This window comes from Mojavia sp., assembly GCF_059505145.1.
The window spans coordinates 15,904-32,631 of the sequence record NZ_JCACKA010000010.1; the positions used below are offsets into that span (position 1 = coordinate 15,904).

Genomic DNA, 16,728 nt, shown 5'->3' on the forward strand with positions numbered 1-16,728 from the left:
TCTTTACTTCGATCTTAAACAAGCTTTCCGGCTGATTGTGGAATATCTATCTACAGTGATGATTAATTTCTTTTTGGCAAACTGCTCAAAATATTCAAAGATATCCATAACATTGACAGTGTTTCGGGGTAGTAGGGAAATCAGTGCCTCCAAACAGTCAAGCTGGGAAAATTAACTTTAATTTCATCACTGCCCTCATTCATAATCTTCTGTTGCTAAAATTTTACCCATGTCGTCTGTATTGCCAGGACTTACGTATAAAAAGGAAAAATCAAAGGTTTGGGTGGGTAGAGTATTAAGGTATACGAGTGTGTAAGTGTTCAACAGCATTACATCTCCATACCCTTACATCCTGCCTTAACGAATAATATTTTTGCGTCAGCCCTAACAGGTTTACGTGGTTGCCAAGAAATTATCACATTAAACGATGTTTTCGAGTTTAAAATCAAACTATGTGGATTTGTCACAGGTGTCTATTTTGATGAAGAGTAATCTAAAAACCGAATAATTTGTTTGATTGATAATTAATATATAGACAAATAGAAATAAATCTCTATTGTTAAGGCTCTTAATTTAAAAGATAGAAGTTAAAAAGTTTTGTTATAATTAATAGACTTTATGTTTAAGTTATTTATTTATACTTATTTTATAATTTATCTTAGAGCCAAATAGCGAGCTTTGTGTTATAAAGCTTTGCTAGTGATGGCATTTTTTCGGTTCAGAATAGAGGTAAGTAGATGTATAGCAATTTAACTAGATATAAAAGCTAATAAATTGTTAGAATAGAAACTTTATTTTTCTGTTTTTGAAATGATAAAAGTGAGCTAGAAAAACTTGCCGAAAATTTAATCTATTATGAAAATAAGCGGAGGCTAAAAAAATGAAATTTGGAATTGATATTGGGCATAATTGCCCTCCAGACACTGGAGCTAGAGGAATCAAATTCGAGGATAACTTAACTTTAGACGTAGGAAATAGAGTTATTACAAAGCTAAAAGCTTTAGGGCACGAAGTCATACCATGTAAACCAGATAGAGCTAGTAAAGTCGGCGAATCACTTGCTAAAAGATGTGATAAAGCTAATGCCAACAAAGTTGATGTATTTGTTTCTATTCATTTTAATAGCTTTAACCGACAAGCAAATGGCACAGAAGTATTTGCTGGTAGCGACACCAGCAGGAAAATTGCTAAACCTGTGTTAGATGAAATCGTTAAATTAGGATTTTTTAATCGTGGTGTTAAGAGTGGTTCCCACTTATTTGTCCTAAGAAATACAAATATGCCTGCGATTCTTGTAGAAAGTTGCTTCCTAGATTCGCAAAAAGATATGAGTCTTTATAACCCGGAAGCGATCGCCAATGCAATTGTTAAAGGCTTAACAGGTAAATTACCAACTGTTCCTGTAAACCCAGTACCAGATGAAGAGCATAATATAGATACCACTATTCTCAGGCTGCAAAAAGCCTTGAATCGGTTGAAAATAACTGATAAAAATGGTAAGCCTTTAGTAGAAGATAACCTAGCAGGCAATGCCACCACCTCTGCGGTAGCAAAGTTTCAAGAAATTGCTGGGGTTCCAGAAACTGGAACTGCTGACAAAGCTACATGGGATGCAATTAATCTCATTTTAGCCAAACGAATCATTCGACCAAATCACGCTGGTGGCCCAGTAATTCGGTACTTACAATACCGTTTAGGTGTTGAAGTCGATGGTGTCTATGGGCCACAGACAGAGTTGATAGTAAAAAACTTTCAAAAGCAAGCTGGTTTAGTTGCCGATGGAATTATTGGCCCTGCTTCCTGGCAGAAATTAATTGGTTAGTTATGGGCTATTAATAACTAGTACAGAGTCTGTTACGGTAAATTTTGTAATTGCCAATCATGCAAAAAACTAAATAAGCTTGATTGGCAATTTTATTATTTTAGTCTCATAGCGTGCTAATCACTAGACACCTTGCACAAATAGAGTAAGAAAAAAAGCAGTTTTACTGTTTGAGATTTCTCAAACTTCTGCAAGAAGTCTATGAATTTACGATTAGGAGAAAAATATGGCTTTTAATGTCAATATTCTCAAATTACCAGTAATCAAAATTGGTTCCGAGGGGCCGATTGTTCGTGCTTGGCAAAGCTTTTTGAAAGGTGTCGAATTTCCCATTGATGTTGTTGATGGGGACTTTGGTAAACAGACTGATCAAGCAACCCGCAGCTATCAACAAAGAAATGGCTTAACTGCTGATGGTATAGTTGGTAATGCGACTTATGCCAAAGCTTTGAATCAAGGTTTAATTTTTAGACTTCCTAATCTCTCTGCTAATACATTGCTAAGTTACCTTGGTTTTGGGGAAGCAGAGGTTAAGGATTTGCAAGCATCACTAAATAAAAGCGCACAACTAAGTCCTCCTTTAAAAGTAGATGGAGACTTTGGTTATACAAGTAGTAAAGGTTTAGCCGAAGCTTATAAAAAAAGGGATGTACGTCTGCGTAGCGAATTGCAAGAGGCGTTGAGTAATGCGACTAAGCAGAAACTAGGAGAAGATTTAACGTCAGCATTGGATATTCTAAATGGTTATGCAAAAATCCAGAGATTTCGCCTTAGTGGCCCCCATTGGGTTGATAGTTTTCCTACAAGTAGGTCGATTGCTGACTTAGCTTCACCATTTCGTCAATGTGTAGAATCCTTTCAAAAAGCGCTAATTGATGCCGGATGCCAAGTCATTGTGACTGCTACCCATCGTCCGAAAGAACGTGCTTATCTGATGCACTACGCCGCCAGAATTGATAGACGAGATATTGCCCCAAAATATGTACCAAGCATGGCCAGCGTTGATATTGAGTGGGAGCATTATACTAATGCTGGCTCGCTACAAGCTGCCAAAGATATGGTAGAAGCTTATGGTGTTGGCGGCAATCCTGTTTCCTTAAATTCTCGCCATATTCAAAGACTGGCGATCGATTGGAATGTTACTTGGAATGGAAATATTACTATTAAAGATGCTAATGGCAGAATGCTGACTATAGGTAACCCAGCCAATGCTGCACTCAATAGGGCTTTGTGGACAGTAGGTAGCACGTATGGAGTATATAAGTTGAGTAATGATCCTCCTCATTGGTCTGTAGATGGTTATTGAGGATTGGGTACTAGGGACTTGGTACTAGCGACTGGGGACTAGTATTTTTACTCAGCACTACCCCTCAGCACTCACTACTCACCACTCAGCACTCAGCACTCTTAACTCAGAGGGTGCATAAATAAATAGAGGTCAACCTATTGAGTAAGTGAAGGGTTAAAGCCCGATATACAAAAACACTTATTCTTTAGGAGAATGACCATGAAATTTCGTCACTTAACTAGCTCTTTGCTCGCAGCTACTGCACTTTTGACCTCAACGCTACCAGCTTTTGCAGGGCCTTTTGATATCAAGCCGACTGAAATTTTTAAACCTGGTAATGTCATCCCCGGAGCAGTTGTAGGTAATGGCACTCCTCGCACTCCTGTTCCTAGCGCACCCAGTAATTCTGTTGGTAATACCGAAATCCAGGGATTAGGCGACCATCAATCTTGGGTTGACCCAAAAACTCTAGCAAATGACCCACGTGCTTTGTGTAGTGATGTTGGCCTAGGGAGCAACACTCGCAGCAGTTCTAGCAAACTTGCCTTAGCAACTTCTACTAGCACTCGTTCTAGTTCTTCCCGCAGCCACAATGATGGCGGTGGAGGTGGTGTGAGTATCTTTGGTATTGGTGTCAGTGGTAGCGGTGCAAGCCAAGGTAGCCAAAATAATAGCGACTCCAAAGATAACCGCAATAACCGCAATGAGGAAAACAGCAGTAATTCATCCACAGTAGTTCAGGGTAAGAATTGTGATGCTTTCGTTAACTCTGCTGCTGCTAGAGATATGAATTACGAAGACAACCTCACCCGTCGCTACGAAATCAAAACTGGTCGTCGGGGGCAGCAGGTCAATCAACTGTTAGACGATAAATAGTACCAATTCAAAATTCAAAATAATTAAGAGACATTTTGAGTTTTAAATTTACAGAACTTACGCGCTCAGATCCCCCAACCCCCTTAGAAAGGGGCAGCCCTGCGCCCTTGCGGGTTAAGCGACTCCCTCAGTGGCGTGGCTTTAGACGTTCCCCCTTTTTTAAGGGGGGTTAGGGGGGATCAGGGTTTCAGACTTCAGTGCGTAAGTCCTAATTTATTTAACGCTGGGGTCAATACCCCGGCAATTGCTTGATTTATTCTCAGGAAACGTATGAAAAGCCCAGATGGAGCGAGTATTATCACCCTGAGTACAATTGTGTTGTTGTCTGTAGCATCTTTAGCAAACGCACAAAGTCCATTGCAGACAAATCCTTCGCGGACAATTCGTGGCTCTCAAATCCTTCCTTACCTTCTAGATAATCCCACTGACAACTCATTGATGAGAGTGCGTTGTATTCCCCAAGATAGACAAGAAGTAGACAGGGATCGACGTATCATCAGAGATAGTCTCTTGCGGCAAACTCCTAGCGATCGCGTAGCGCGCCCTGTTACCCAACCGCACTGCGTGCGTTTGTCTCAAAGCGGAGCTTTGGGGGAGCCTGTTCTTCCAGAACAAGCTTGGCAACAGACGGGCGATCGCAATGAAAATATCACAATTGAAATAGAAGGGAGTTGCCAGAATGTCAACATTCGTGTGCAAGACGGCTCAAAATTCTCCGATTTTCCAGCCTATAATCCCTACTTAGACCTACTTAGATAATATACATCCTGACTTTAACGATTCTTGGTTCACCCGCGAAGGTTCGGGATGGTATTAGCTGTTACATCGTTGATAACTCTTTCTCTCCCTAAAGTCTCACCACAGATGCACAAGTGTGTATCTGTGGTTTTCTTATTTTTCTACTATTTATGGGGGGCAAAAAATTTAGTGTTTTTCTGAAATCAGACTGCATAAAACAATAACCCTAAACCTATTGATTGAGTGAAGCGATAAAACTTGAAAACCCCACTCACATCAAAAGGATAAACTCTCATGAAAACGCAAATGTTGTTGAGTCTTGCTTGTTCTATATCTTTGTTGAGTTCCGTTACACTGCCAGTTATAGCTCAACCAGTTCCTACTGCAACACTTCAACCTACTGTGCAGCCTCAAGCAGTCGTTGAATCAATTACCATTCCTCAAGATACAGCAATTATCGTTTCATTTCCCGCTTCCGTTACGGTAGATGTTGGACAAAAGAAAGATTATCCCTTAACGGTTCCTTTAGCTAGTGCTATTAAAGATAGTCGAGGTAATGTTATCGCGTCGGAAAATACTCCGGTTAGCATTGTCTTAAAACCCAATGATGGGGGCGCTAAAATCGTGGCACAGTCATTGGTACTTAATGGTCGAATTGTCTCAATTCAAGCATTAAGTCAAATGATTCCTGGCACTACCATTACTCATAAACGAGCTAATGACAAAGCCATAGAAAACGGTTCTGTTTGGGGCCGAATTACTGGGAGTACCTTGGGTTTTTTGAGCCAAGGTGATCCCGATCAGTTTGACCGAGGAGCTATGCTAGGAAGCGCTATTGGGTTGATTTCTGGCTTACGTTCTGCAGAAAATACCCGTGTTGTGCAGATTCCGCAAAGCAGTGTTTATGTTTTGTCCCTTGAGGCTCCTATCCAATTGTCTGCCCGCTAGCCTCACCTTTACTATACACTTGAGATTCCGCGGGATGCAGTATTGTTAAATGAAAGCCATGCCTAGTTTCAACTTTTAAATACCGCTCCTGCAATGGTTGCCACTGCTGCCACAATTTATAACGATTTTTTGCTAACAACTTAGTTAACTCACCCAGATGAGTGTGCATATCTGACTTAAAAATATCCTCAAGCCATTCAGTTAAAACTACACTATCTTGCATTTCACCCAAAATGTCTTGGATACTTTTTACATCTGCAATATAAGCCGCGTAATTCTCACTGTATAGCTCAGAAAACAATTCCATCTGGTAGCGTACACGTTTAGCTTGTTTGCGTAAACTATGAAGAGTTTCACCTTTAGTAGTTAATTGTTGTTCTACCTTTTTTGCTTCCCAGTCTGTTTGAACCTTTAACTCCGAACCTACAATTTGGGTTCCAACTAGCCAACCCGGATGTAGCAAGAACTTACTTACTTCTGGTAACAATAAATCTGGTAGAACTTGCTGAATCGTAATTGAGGCTAATTCTTCATAGCTTGGTTCTTCTAACCACTCTTCCATTGCTTGTTTGAGGGACTTATAAGATTCATCTTTTAATGTTGTCTCCACCGTAGATAGGGCCTGTTCACGTTGTTTAGCTAAAGCATCGAAAGCGGTTTGCAAATATTTCTGTTCTTTATTAGGTAAATTTGGTTTGTAATCATTTTCTAAAGTTTCTTTAAGTACATCTAAATCTCGGAGATTACCAAGACGACGAGCAATTTTACCGATATTTTTATCACTAACTGGTTTCGGCAACTTCAGTGCTGGCTCAAACCTACTCACAGATGTACGTAGGCGACGCATCCCTACTCGCATTTGGTGTAATGCTTCTGGATCTTCATCTTTCTTGACTGGTTTTTCCCACTTCAAGGTTTTATTAAAGTGTTTTTGAATTGCCTCGTAAGCGTAATCTCCAAGAGTTTGGATGGAGGAGTTTGTCGTTAATTTCATAATTTATATCAACAATATGCTTAATCAATTTATTGCATGATAGCATTTAGTTAAATAATCGTATCTATCTATTGATTTTTTGAAATACTACTTATGGTAGTTAAATATTATTTCTAATATTATAAATTTTTATCTATAAATATGCTCAGATTCAATGGTTTTTGTGCTGCGATCGCTAATTTTAACCAACTTTTATATGCCCCAAGTGGATTATAATTAGCTAAGATAAGTTAAAAATTAAGTATTATTTAAAACGTTGAAAAATAATAAAAAATCGTAAAACACTTAGAAGTATTGTAAAATGCAAAACTCTTCTTTACTAAATCAAGTTTTTCTAATTTTTGCAGAAACCTTTCAAAAACACAGAGAAGATATTTCTGCACTGTTACTAACATCACAGAAATACTTGTGGCTCGGATCAGATGAAACCTCAACTCTTGAAAGGCTTTCGTTGGTTGAGGGTAACAAATTTGCAGAGCATCAACAATTCCGGGTGGCTGAATTCATTAGTTTACCTGCGCCAGAAAGTGAAGAAATTGATATTGAAGGGCTGGCTTATGCGGATTATTATCTATGGTTAGTTGGTTCTCATAGTTACAAGCGCAAAAAACCTAAATCTAAGCATACTGATGTAAAAAATATTCAACGACTAGCAACAATTACATCAGAAGCTAACCGTTATATCCTAGGACGGATTCCCCTTGTAGATGGTAAGTTATTCTCATCTTGTTCACATCCTCAAAATCCAGATGTACAGTTGAGTGCGGCTAAACTAGAGTTGACTGACCGTGGTAATTTACTCATGGCAGCTTTAGCAGATGATCCACATTTGGGCTGCTATATCAAAGCCGAAATTCCAGGAAAAGATAATGGCTTTGATATCGAGGGAATGGGCATTTATCAAAACCGAATTTTTCTGGGTTTGCGAGGGCCAGTATTGCGGGGTTGGGCTGTAATTGTGGAAATAGAGTTAGAAGATTCAACCCCAGGATTGATGAAACTGCAACAAATTGGCGAACAGAAGCAAGAATATAAAAAGCATTTTCTGTGGTTGAATGGACTGGGAATCAGAGACTTGCGTATAGATGGGGAAGATGTCTTACTTTTAGCCGGGCCAACAATGGATTTAGACGGGCCGGTACAAGTTTATCGCTGGAAAAATGGCGTTAGTGCGCCAGAAGACGCTCTCCATAAACCAGAGCTTGTACAAGATATTCCCTATGGAAATAGGGATGATCATGCTGAGGGAATTACATTATTTAATGATGTAACTGGTACACCTTCGTTGTTAGTAGTTTATGACTCTCCGGCAAAGAATAGGTTGGTAGATGATAGCGGAGTCATAGCAGACGTGTTCAGGTTGGAATAGTTTTTGTACAGTGACTAATTAAATGTCATAGTGACAAATTCTGTCGATTGCCATCATCTGACAAACAATTAGTCACTGTACAGCGGCAGAACAATGGAGGTATTAAAGGGCTGTGGCGTAGAAATGATCATTGTTGATGAAGCTGATCGGCTTAAGCCTGAGACTTTTGCAGAGGTGCGTGATATTTATGGCAAGTTGGGCATTGCTATCGGCACTACTTACAAGAATTTAAATTAGTACGAGATTATATATTTTATGGATTTTGATTTACTATTTGCTGGAGGATGCAAGGCACTACAAAAATTTATATTACGTGAATTAAAAACAAAAACTATTTATTTACTACTAGTGATACATTAATTTTACTCAGCATATGGAAAGCAACTAATTTGCTTGGGATGGAGGGTGCAATGTTCTATCTCAGTGCTAGAGAGCGCAGCTGGGACGAAAAATTAGGTTTAGCAATTGCAAGCTTATGTGCGATCGCATTTTCTACAAATAGTGCCAACGCACAAATTACGACCGATGGCACTCTACCTGATAATTCTCGTGTGAGAACGCAGGATAATCTCACAACTATTGAAGCAGGAACTATCCAAGGAAGCAACTTGTTTCACAGCTTTAAGGATTTTTCTGTTCCAACTGGAAGTACAGCTTACTTCAATAATGCTCCAGATATTCAAAATATTATCAGCCGCGTAACAGGCGGTTCAATTTCTAATATAGATGGTTTAATTCGTGCTAATGGTACAGCTAATTTATTTCTGTTGAATCCTAATGGCATTATTTTTGGCCCCAATGCTCAATTAAACATCGGAGGTTCTTTTTTAGCTAGTACAGCGAATAGTCTGAAGTTTGCCGATGGTACAGAGTTTAGTACGACTAACTCCTCAGCAAGACCCCTGCTGACAATCAGTGTACCAACTGGTTTACAGTTTAATGGCACTGAAGGAAATATTATTATGAGGGCTGGTAATGCTTCCTCCAATGCCTTCATTGAAAATGAGGATGCAGGTGAGCTTCCCAGTATGGCACAGGCAGTCAATAACCAGCCTTCTGGGGCAAAGCTCAGCACGATTTCTGGAACGCTTTCTCATGTTAATGATGTAGATTTATACCAAATTTATCTACCTGGTGATGGCTCATTCTCAGCAACGACAGTTGGCAGCAGTGCTGTAGATACACAGTTGTTCTTGTTCAATGCCAATGCTTTAGGCGTTGTCAGCAACGATGACAGTAATGATATATTTTCTTCTCAATTAACTAGACAATCAACTTTGCAATTACACCCTCCTTCAGCCCCATCTGGCATACATTATCTAGGCATTTCCAGCTGGAATAATAACCCATACAGTCAGTCTGGATATATTTTTGATAGCTTGTCAGGTAATGCGACTGGTGCGGGAGCGGGTTTACCAATGAGTGGGTGGGATAATTCCGGGTTTGATAATGGAGCTTATACAATCAGCCTAGTTGGGGCTGAATTCGTTACATCCGGCGGATTTAAGGTTCAGCCTGGTAAAACCTTGGCGCTAGTGGGGGGTAAAGTATTACTAGAAGGGGCAACTTTAAGAGTTCCAGGAAGTCGGATTGAGATAGGAGGACTAGCTGCACCAGGAACAGTAGGGCTTAATGTTATTCCTGGCAATTCCAATTTGATGAGCTTGTCTTTTCCAGATGGAGTAGCGCGAGCTGATGTGGCGATCGCAAGTTCTGCCACCAACGATACTCGCCTTGATGTTTCTGCTTCTAATAATGGTAGTATCACCGTTTATGGACGAAATATAGATATTTTAGGAAACTCAATACACTCCACTTTTCTTCGCGCTGGGATTGCAAAAGGTCAAGGGTTTGCTGGCAGTCAGGCAGGAGATATTACGTTCAATGGAACTGGAATGGTGACCACCTCAACATTTACCTTTATTGAAAACGATGTGTTCACTGGAGGTGTGGGTAATAGTGGCAATATTTTTATAAAAGCTAGGTCGTTTTCTTCAGGAGCTGGTACTCTGAGTAGCAGCACATGGGGAAAAGGTAATGCTGGAAGCATATTAGTGGATGCGAGTGGCGATGTTTCTCTTGGCGTACCCAACCTTGGAGGCCCAATTTTCTTCGGCAATGTTTACTATGAAGCCGTGGGTAATGGCGGAGATATCACGATTAAAGCTGGAACACTCAAATTAGATAATGCCATATTGAGTACTGGCACTCGTGGTCAAGCAAGCTTATCAGGGAATGCTGGAAGCATATTCTTAGATGTTAACGGTTCGGTTTCTCTGAGAGATAGCAGACTCTACAGCAATGTCAATCTTGGTTCCGTAGGTAATGGAGGTAACATCACAATCAAAGCCAGCTCCCTCATTCTCACCGATAGCTCAGGCTTTAAAACTGAAACAGAAGGAGTAGGAAAAGCAGGCTCAATCACAATCGCAACTCCAGGTGGAACTGTCTCTTTAGATAAGAGCGTGATTTTAAGCAGAGTCTCTTCTGAAGCCGTGGGTAATGGAGGCAACATTAATGTTGAGGCTGGCTCGGTTTTTCTCACTAGGGGTGCTGGACTATATACCAACACTTCTGGTCAGGGGAATGCAGGAAATATCGAAATTAATGCTGCTGATTCTGTCGATGTTTCAGGAGCTGGTTCTTTCTATGCTTTCTATGGAAACTTCGCTTCTACCAGTGGGTTAGTCACAAAAACTGAAAGTCAAGGCAGAGGCGGTGATATTAACGTTACCACTAATACCTTCCGTGTGGCGGACACGGCGATTTTAGATGCTCGAACTACTGCTGATGGGGCTGCTGGCAATATCATTTTAAATTCCAATACCTTTGAAGCAGCAAGTGGCGGTCAACTGCTCACTACTACCTCTGGTAGCGGTCGGGCTGGTAATATCACCCTCGGCAAACCTAACCATTTTGTTAACAGTGTCAATCTTTCTGGCGAAAATAGTGGACTGTTTGCTAATACGGAGAAGATGTCTAGCGGTGAGGGCGGTACTATTGCTCTCTATACAGGATCGCTCTCAGCTACCAATAACGCTCGACTTCAAGCTTTGACTCGTGGAAAAGGAGATGCAGGCAGTGTGAGAATTCAAGCCAGTGATGCAGTTTCTTTTGATAACGGTACTGCTCTCAGCACAGTGGAACTAGGAGCGGAGGGCAACGGAGGCGATATTAGTATTAACGCGCGATCGCTCTCCTTAATTAATGGGGGCCAACTAACTGCCCGAACTTCTGCCGATGGACGTGCAGGTAATATTAGCGTTAATGCCATAGACCGCGTTACTCTAGCAGGGGCTAATAGTGGGCTATTTGCCAACACAACCCCTGTTTCTACAGGCAATAGTGGCAGTATTTTCATTGGCTCAAGCACTGCCGTCATTCAAGATGGCGCAGGTGTCGCTGTGGATAGCCAGGGAACTGGGATTGGGGGTGATATTCAGTTCCAGTTAAGTTCTCTTACCCTTGATCGGGGGGCATTTATCTCTGCCGAAACAGCTAGCAATACAGGCGGCAATATTAAGATACAGGATCAAAACATGTTGATCCTACGCCGTAACAGTAATATTTCTACCACCGCAGGCAAGGCACAAGCTGGTGGAAATGGCGGTAATATCATTATTGATTCTCCATTCATTGTTGCTGTCCCAAGAGAAAATAGCGACATCACCGCCAATGCTTTTAGCGGCAGTGGTGGTACAGTCGCAATCAACGCAACTAACATCTTTGGTATGGTGGTGCGTAGTCGAGAAGACTTAGTGAGACTACTATCAACCAACGACCCCATCCAACTTGACACCCAAAAACTACCAACAAGTGACATCTCTGCAATTTCTCAGGCAAGTCCTACGTTAAGCGGTCAGGTAAATATAAATACACCTGATGTTGACCCCAGCCGGGGATTAGCGGAATTACCAGCAGAGGTTGTTGATGCTTCTGGATTAATTGCACAAGGCTGTGCCGCCCACAATGGAAAAATAGCTAGCCAATTTACAATCACCGGACGTGGCGGTTTACCACCTAATCCCAGCGAACTACTCAGTAGTGATGCAGTGTGGGAAGATGCTCGCCGTCCGTCTGTTATGGCTAATCGGCAGAACTTAAAGACTGCCACGCAACCATCTGAAGCATCTGCTGGCGTTGAAATTGTGCCAGCTGATAGTTGGAAGTTCAACAAAAAGGGCGAAGTCGTCCTCACTGCCCAAGCAATTACTACTCCTCAAACATTTACTTCTAATTCAACTACCTGCCGTGTTCCCTAAACTTTATTTTGGTATTAATTACTACTTGTTACGGCTGATTGTGTTACTGGCTGGTATAGTATTCAGCGGCTCTTGGCAACTCATGTTAAGAGCGCAGACAATTGATGCGGCTCAAACCCTTAAGACTCAAAATGTAAATTCTCTGCAACTATTGCAACAGGGTTGGGAACTATACCAAGCAGAAAAATTTGCTGAAGCAGTAAAGGTTCTACAACAAGCTTCTCAAGCATTACAATCCCAAGGTGACAAGCTCAACCAAGCATTGGCATTGAACTATTTATCATTAGCAGATCAACAATTGGGACAATGGCCTGAGGCAACTAAAGCGATCGCAGATAGTTTAACGTTATTACAAGCAAGTTCAAATATCAGAAATAAAGAGCACACATCAGCTTTAGCCCAAGCGTTCAACACTCAAGGTCAGTTGCAACTGGCGCTTGGGCAATCAGAAAAAGCTCTCACTAGTTGGGAACAAGCTCATAATGCCTATACCCAAATCAGCGATACTGCGGGGATTATTGGTAGCCAAATCAACCAAGCTCAGGCACTACAAGCTCTGGGGCTTTATCGGCGAACCTTAATCACACTCACCCAAGTAAATCAAAACCTGCAACAGCAGCCGGACTCTCTACTCAAAGCTACTGGATTGCTCAGTCTCGGTAATATCCTGCGATTAGTTGGAGATTTAGATCAGAACAACGCAAATCATAGTCTGGGTTCTCGGCAGATTTTAGAGCAAAGTTTGGCTGTGGCTCAACGGCTAAAATCTCCAGAACTTGTAGCGGAAATTCAATTGAGTTTAGGTAACACCGCCCGAACTCAGCAGCAAGTTGAAGCAGCTTTAGAGTTTTATCGTCAAGCTTCTACTTCCTCAGCCTCGCCAATGACGCGGCTGCAAGCGCAATTAAATCAATTGCAAGTTTTGTTAGAGCAAGAGCAATGGGTATCTGCCCAGACGTTATTACCTACTATACAATCTGAGCTTGCTACTTTAGCCCCAAGTCGTCAGGTAATCTACGCTCGGATTAAATTTGCCCAAAGTTTAATTCGTTTCAAGCAAGCTAGTAACGATCGCGTTTCTTCATCGATAGAAATAGGCAAACTCTTAGCCACTGCAATTCAACAAGCCAAAATTATCAAAGACCAACGAGCCGAAGCTTATGCTTTAGGAAATCTTGGGGGACTTTACGAACAAACCCAGCAATGGTCAACCGCTAAAGAACTGACCCAGCAAGCTTTAATTTTAGCTCAAAGTATTAATGCACCAGACATTAGCTATCGTTGGCAATGGCAGTTAGGACGGTTGCTCAAGTATCAAGGAAATAATCAAGGAGCGATCGCAGCTTATACTCAGGCAGTAACAACTCTTCAATCTCTGCGTCAGGATTTAGTTGCGATTAATCCCGAAATTCAATTTTCTTTTCGCGAGGAAGTAGAGCCAGTTTATCGGCAATTCGTAGATTTACTTTTACAATCAGAGGAAAACTCGCAACCCAGTCAAGAAAACCTCATCCAAGCTCGTAATCTGATCGAATCTCTGCAACTGGCTGAACTAGACAACTTTTTTCGGGTAGCTTGCTTAGAAGGAAAACCAATCCAAATCGATTCTGTGATCGACAAAGACGATCCGACAGCGACAGTTATTTATCCGATTATTTTGCCAGACCGATTAGAAGTCATCCTCAAGTTGCCGCAACAACCCCTACGTCATTACAAAGTTGCCATAACTCAGACTGAAGTGGAGACAACTATACAGAAACTGCAACAGAAACTCATTAGACCTTATATGTCGCGGGATGTTAAGTCTTTATCTCGACAGTTATATAGTTGGCTACTACAACCACTAGAAGCAGACTTAGCTAAAAGCAAAGTCAAAACTTTGGTGTTTGTTCTAGATGGCTCTTTGCGTAACATTCCAATGGCTGTACTCTATGACGGTCAACAATACTTAATTCAAAAGTATGCGATCGCATTAACACCAGGACTACAATTACTACCCTCAAAATCAGTGCAGCAGCTACAAATACAAGCCTTAAGCGCTGGTCTTACAGAAGCACGCCACGGCTTTTCCCCCCTCGCCAATGTAGGGTTGGAATTAAATCAAATTAAGTCTGAGGTTTCCAGTAGTAAAATACTTCTCAATCAGCAATTTACTAGCACATCTCTACAAAAAGAAATCAACTCACTTCCTTTTCCTGTAGTGCATCTTGCTACTCACGGACAGTTCAGTTCTCAAGCCGAAAAAACCTTTATTTTAGCTTGGGATAAACCAATTATTGTCAACGAATTGGATAGCTTTCTGCGAACCAGAAACACTAGCAGCCGTAATGCTATTGAATTACTGGTTTTGAGTGCCTGTCAAACAGCCGTCGGAGATAAACGCGCTGCTTTAGGACTGGCTGGAGTAGCTGTGCGGGCTGGCGCACGCAGTACACTTGCTTCTCTGTGGAACATAGATGATGAGTCCACCGCTTTACTGATGAGTCACTTCTACGAAGAGTTAGCTAAGAACAAGTTGAATAAAGCCGAAGCACTCCGTCAAGCACAACTTACTCTTTTAAACAATCCTAATTATCAAATTCCCAGGTTTTGGGCACCTTACGTCCTTGTGGGGAATTGGCAATAGCGATGAATTTTGAGGATGAGGTTTGTATTCTAACTATTGGTTGTGTTATGGAAAGTTTCATAGTTTCTCTTTTGGTGGTGTGGCAATACCGCGCTTAACTAGTAGTAAACAAAACTTATTGATTTCGGCTACTACAGTTTACAAATTATGGGAATAGAGGTAAGCGATCGCATTAAATTAAGTTCTTCTAGGTTCTGAACAGAGATTGGCTGTTTTTGGCACAGACACCACTTGTGAATCTAATTTCAAAGGTTCACCCGGAACACATAAATTAGGTATTTAAAGATAATGGGCAAGGAATTGACTCTGCGTCAGAAGGTAGAGGAACACAGCAATCTAGAAATTTAGCTCGACAATAGCGATCGCTTTTTCATTGAGAAGCTTTTGTGATTCGAGGTTATTGAGGTTTTGTAATGGACGATCGCTTTGATGTGTAGTTTTTACAAAATAGCGATCGCTCTGATGTGTAGTTTTTATAAAAGTAGCGATCGCTTTATCATTGAGTAGCTTTTGTGATTCAAGGTGATTGAGGTTTTGTAATGGACGATCGCTTTGTGTAGTTTTTGCAAGAGTGGCGATCGCTTTCTTATTGAGCGTAGGCTGTGACAAAATTTGTGGCAACATAATTTCTGTGCAATCAGCCTTCTTGTTTTCATGCCGATGAACGACTCGGAACTGCAAATCCAGGCTCGGAGAATCTTAGATGCAATCGCCTTTACTCCTTTTGAGCAATGTCTTCCCTTGAACCGTCAGTTTAGCAATATTCCTGCTCGTCCTGGCATCTATGCCATCAGACACAAAACCAATGGGTTGCTATACATCGGTAAAACCAAGAATTTGCGGAGTCGCTTCACTGGTGGACACAAAGCTTTTTTGTGGGCGTGGCTTGATAAATATAGCGATGAAGATGTTCGTATTGCAGTGCAGCCAATTTCTTATTGGGGAAACCCTGCGCTACTATTGGAGCTAGAAGCCATCATTTTAAGAGCTACTGAGCCTCCTTACAACGTCCAGATTCCAACCGAACAGTAAAATTATGCAAGCAAAACTAAAAGAGCAACTTTCCGCCTCTGATGCCGAAGTCATCTTGGAACTGCTACCTGAAAAGATTCGGGCTGCCCTAATTGCCCATGCGAATGTAATTGAGTATCCGGTTGAAGCGGTTATTGAGATGGCGATCGCTAGTTTCCTCGATACTGAGGCATTGAGTTTTGCTGATTGCAAGCCAGGGCGGGGACAATAAAGCTTACTTAGCAATATTAAGACAGAGAGCCAGTAGAAAAAAGTTTAGTATGGTTGCAACCATTACCGAAATCTAACCATGCACTCGTTCGATGTGTAGTTTTTAAGAGAATAGAGTAGAGTATGTGGGAAGACGAAGTTTTAGAAGAATTGCACCGGATTCGTGAAGAACACGCCAAATCTTTTGACTATGACTTCAAAGCAATATTTGCTGATTGGCAGAAGAGACAGGCAGCGAGTGGAAAAAAGTTGGTATCACTGCAACCTAAGCAACAGTCTAATAGTGTGACTGCTTCGCAAGCTATTTCCTAATCCATCAAATGGGTGATAAAGCGATCGCGTAGCGTGCCGGAGGCAATCGCTTTATCATTGACTAGCTTTTGTGATTCGAGGTGATAGAGGTTTTGTGCTGGGCGATCGCTTTGTACAGTTTTTATAAGGATAGTGATCGCTTTCTCATTGAGTAGCTTTTGTGATTTGTAGTGATTGAGGTTTTGTAATGGGCGATTGCTTGCTAATGGCAAGGCTTTTTTGCTTCAGGGTGATTGACAGTGAGTATGTAT

At 41.3% G+C, this 16,728-nt stretch carries 16 protein-coding genes; 12 read left to right on the top strand and 4 right to left on the bottom strand.

All coding sequences use genetic code 11. From position 1 onward, the window contains the following. Window positions 1-195 precede the first annotated feature (195 nt). A complete protein-coding gene (locus tag AC5JL8_RS00400) occupies window positions 196-330 on the bottom strand; it encodes a hypothetical protein (protein WP_495877800.1) in 135 nt (44 codons plus the stop codon). 550 nt (window positions 331-880) lie between these two features. Here AC5JL8_RS00400 and AC5JL8_RS00405 point away from each other — a divergent pair. The 5 genes from AC5JL8_RS00405 (at window position 881) to AC5JL8_RS00425 (ending at window position 5,672) form a co-directional block, all read left to right on the top strand. Beyond that, window positions 881-1,822, top strand: a complete 942-nt coding sequence (locus tag AC5JL8_RS00405; RefSeq protein WP_495877801.1) for an N-acetylmuramoyl-L-alanine amidase — start codon at window positions 881-883, stop codon at window positions 1,820-1,822. A gap of 226 nt (window positions 1,823-2,048) precedes the next feature. Next, window positions 2,049-3,128 (top strand): peptidoglycan-binding domain-containing protein, encoded by a 1,080-nt coding sequence (locus tag AC5JL8_RS00410; protein WP_495877802.1) that lies wholly within the window; start codon window positions 2,049-2,051, stop codon window positions 3,126-3,128. A gap of 201 nt (window positions 3,129-3,329) precedes the next feature. Continuing rightward, window positions 3,330-3,986 carry a hypothetical protein gene (locus AC5JL8_RS00415; RefSeq protein WP_495877803.1) on the top strand — a complete coding sequence of 219 codons (657 nt, stop codon included), beginning with the start codon at window positions 3,330-3,332 and terminating at the stop codon, window positions 3,984-3,986. A gap of 270 nt (window positions 3,987-4,256) precedes the next feature. Next, window positions 4,257-4,745: a hypothetical protein gene (locus tag AC5JL8_RS00420; protein WP_495877804.1), complete on the top strand. Its 489-nt coding sequence runs from the start codon at window positions 4,257-4,259 to the stop codon at window positions 4,743-4,745. Window positions 4,746-5,018: 273 nt separating this feature from the next. Then, window positions 5,019-5,672, top strand: coding sequence for a hypothetical protein (locus tag AC5JL8_RS00425; protein WP_495877805.1), 654 nt, complete (start codon window positions 5,019-5,021; stop codon window positions 5,670-5,672). Here AC5JL8_RS00425 and AC5JL8_RS00430 read toward each other — a convergent pair. Continuing rightward, entirely contained in the window at window positions 5,650-6,666 is a 1,017-nt protein-coding gene (locus AC5JL8_RS00430) for a CHAD domain-containing protein (RefSeq protein ID WP_495877806.1), read from the bottom strand. The genes AC5JL8_RS00425 and AC5JL8_RS00430 overlap by 23 nt on opposite strands. A 301-nt stretch (window positions 6,667-6,967) precedes the next feature. On the opposite strand from AC5JL8_RS00430, the gene AC5JL8_RS00435 reads away from it, so the two are divergent. The 4 genes from AC5JL8_RS00435 to AC5JL8_RS00450 all read left to right on the top strand — a co-directional run bounded on the left by AC5JL8_RS00435 (window position 6,968) and on the right by AC5JL8_RS00450 (window position 14,923). Further along, on the top strand, window positions 6,968-8,035 hold the full coding sequence (locus tag AC5JL8_RS00435) for a DUF3616 domain-containing protein (protein ID WP_495877807.1): 1,068 nt from the start codon (window positions 6,968-6,970) through the stop codon (window positions 8,033-8,035). Between the two features lie 93 nt (window positions 8,036-8,128). Next, window positions 8,129-8,272, top strand: a complete 144-nt coding sequence (locus AC5JL8_RS00440) for a hypothetical protein (protein ID WP_495877808.1) — start codon at window positions 8,129-8,131, stop codon at window positions 8,270-8,272. Between the two features lie 173 nt (window positions 8,273-8,445). After that, window positions 8,446-12,297, top strand: a complete 3,852-nt coding sequence (locus tag AC5JL8_RS00445; protein ID WP_495877809.1) for a two-partner secretion domain-containing protein — start codon at window positions 8,446-8,448, stop codon at window positions 12,295-12,297. Continuing rightward, on the top strand, window positions 12,287-14,923 hold the full coding sequence (locus AC5JL8_RS00450) for a CHAT domain-containing protein (protein ID WP_495877810.1): 2,637 nt from the start codon (window positions 12,287-12,289) through the stop codon (window positions 14,921-14,923). Before AC5JL8_RS00445 ends, AC5JL8_RS00450 begins: the two co-directional genes overlap by 11 nt. A 336-nt stretch (window positions 14,924-15,259) precedes the next feature. Here the strand turns inward: AC5JL8_RS00450 and AC5JL8_RS00455 are convergent, their stop codons facing one another. Beyond that, the gene (locus tag AC5JL8_RS00455; protein WP_495877811.1) at window positions 15,260-15,547 is read right to left on the bottom strand and encodes a hypothetical protein; all 288 of its coding nucleotides are present in this window, start codon (window positions 15,545-15,547) and stop codon (window positions 15,260-15,262) included. A gap of 30 nt (window positions 15,548-15,577) precedes the next feature. Between AC5JL8_RS00455 and AC5JL8_RS00460 the strand changes: the two genes are divergently transcribed. The 3 genes from AC5JL8_RS00460 (at window position 15,578) to AC5JL8_RS00470 (ending at window position 16,477) form a co-directional block, all read left to right on the top strand. Further along, window positions 15,578-15,955 (top strand): GIY-YIG nuclease family protein, encoded by a 378-nt coding sequence (locus AC5JL8_RS00460; protein WP_495877812.1) that lies wholly within the window; start codon window positions 15,578-15,580, stop codon window positions 15,953-15,955. A gap of 4 nt (window positions 15,956-15,959) precedes the next feature. Further along, entirely contained in the window at window positions 15,960-16,166 is a 207-nt protein-coding gene (locus AC5JL8_RS00465; RefSeq protein WP_495877813.1) for a hypothetical protein, read from the top strand. A 122-nt stretch (window positions 16,167-16,288) separates the two neighbouring features. Next, window positions 16,289-16,477: a hypothetical protein gene (locus AC5JL8_RS00470; RefSeq protein WP_495877814.1), complete on the top strand. Its 189-nt coding sequence runs from the start codon at window positions 16,289-16,291 to the stop codon at window positions 16,475-16,477. Here AC5JL8_RS00470 and AC5JL8_RS00475 read toward each other — a convergent pair. After that, the gene (locus tag AC5JL8_RS00475) at window positions 16,474-16,689 is read right to left on the bottom strand and encodes a hypothetical protein (RefSeq protein ID WP_495877815.1); all 216 of its coding nucleotides are present in this window, start codon (window positions 16,687-16,689) and stop codon (window positions 16,474-16,476) included. The genes AC5JL8_RS00470 and AC5JL8_RS00475 overlap by 4 nt on opposite strands. Window positions 16,690-16,728: the final 39 nt, after the last annotated feature.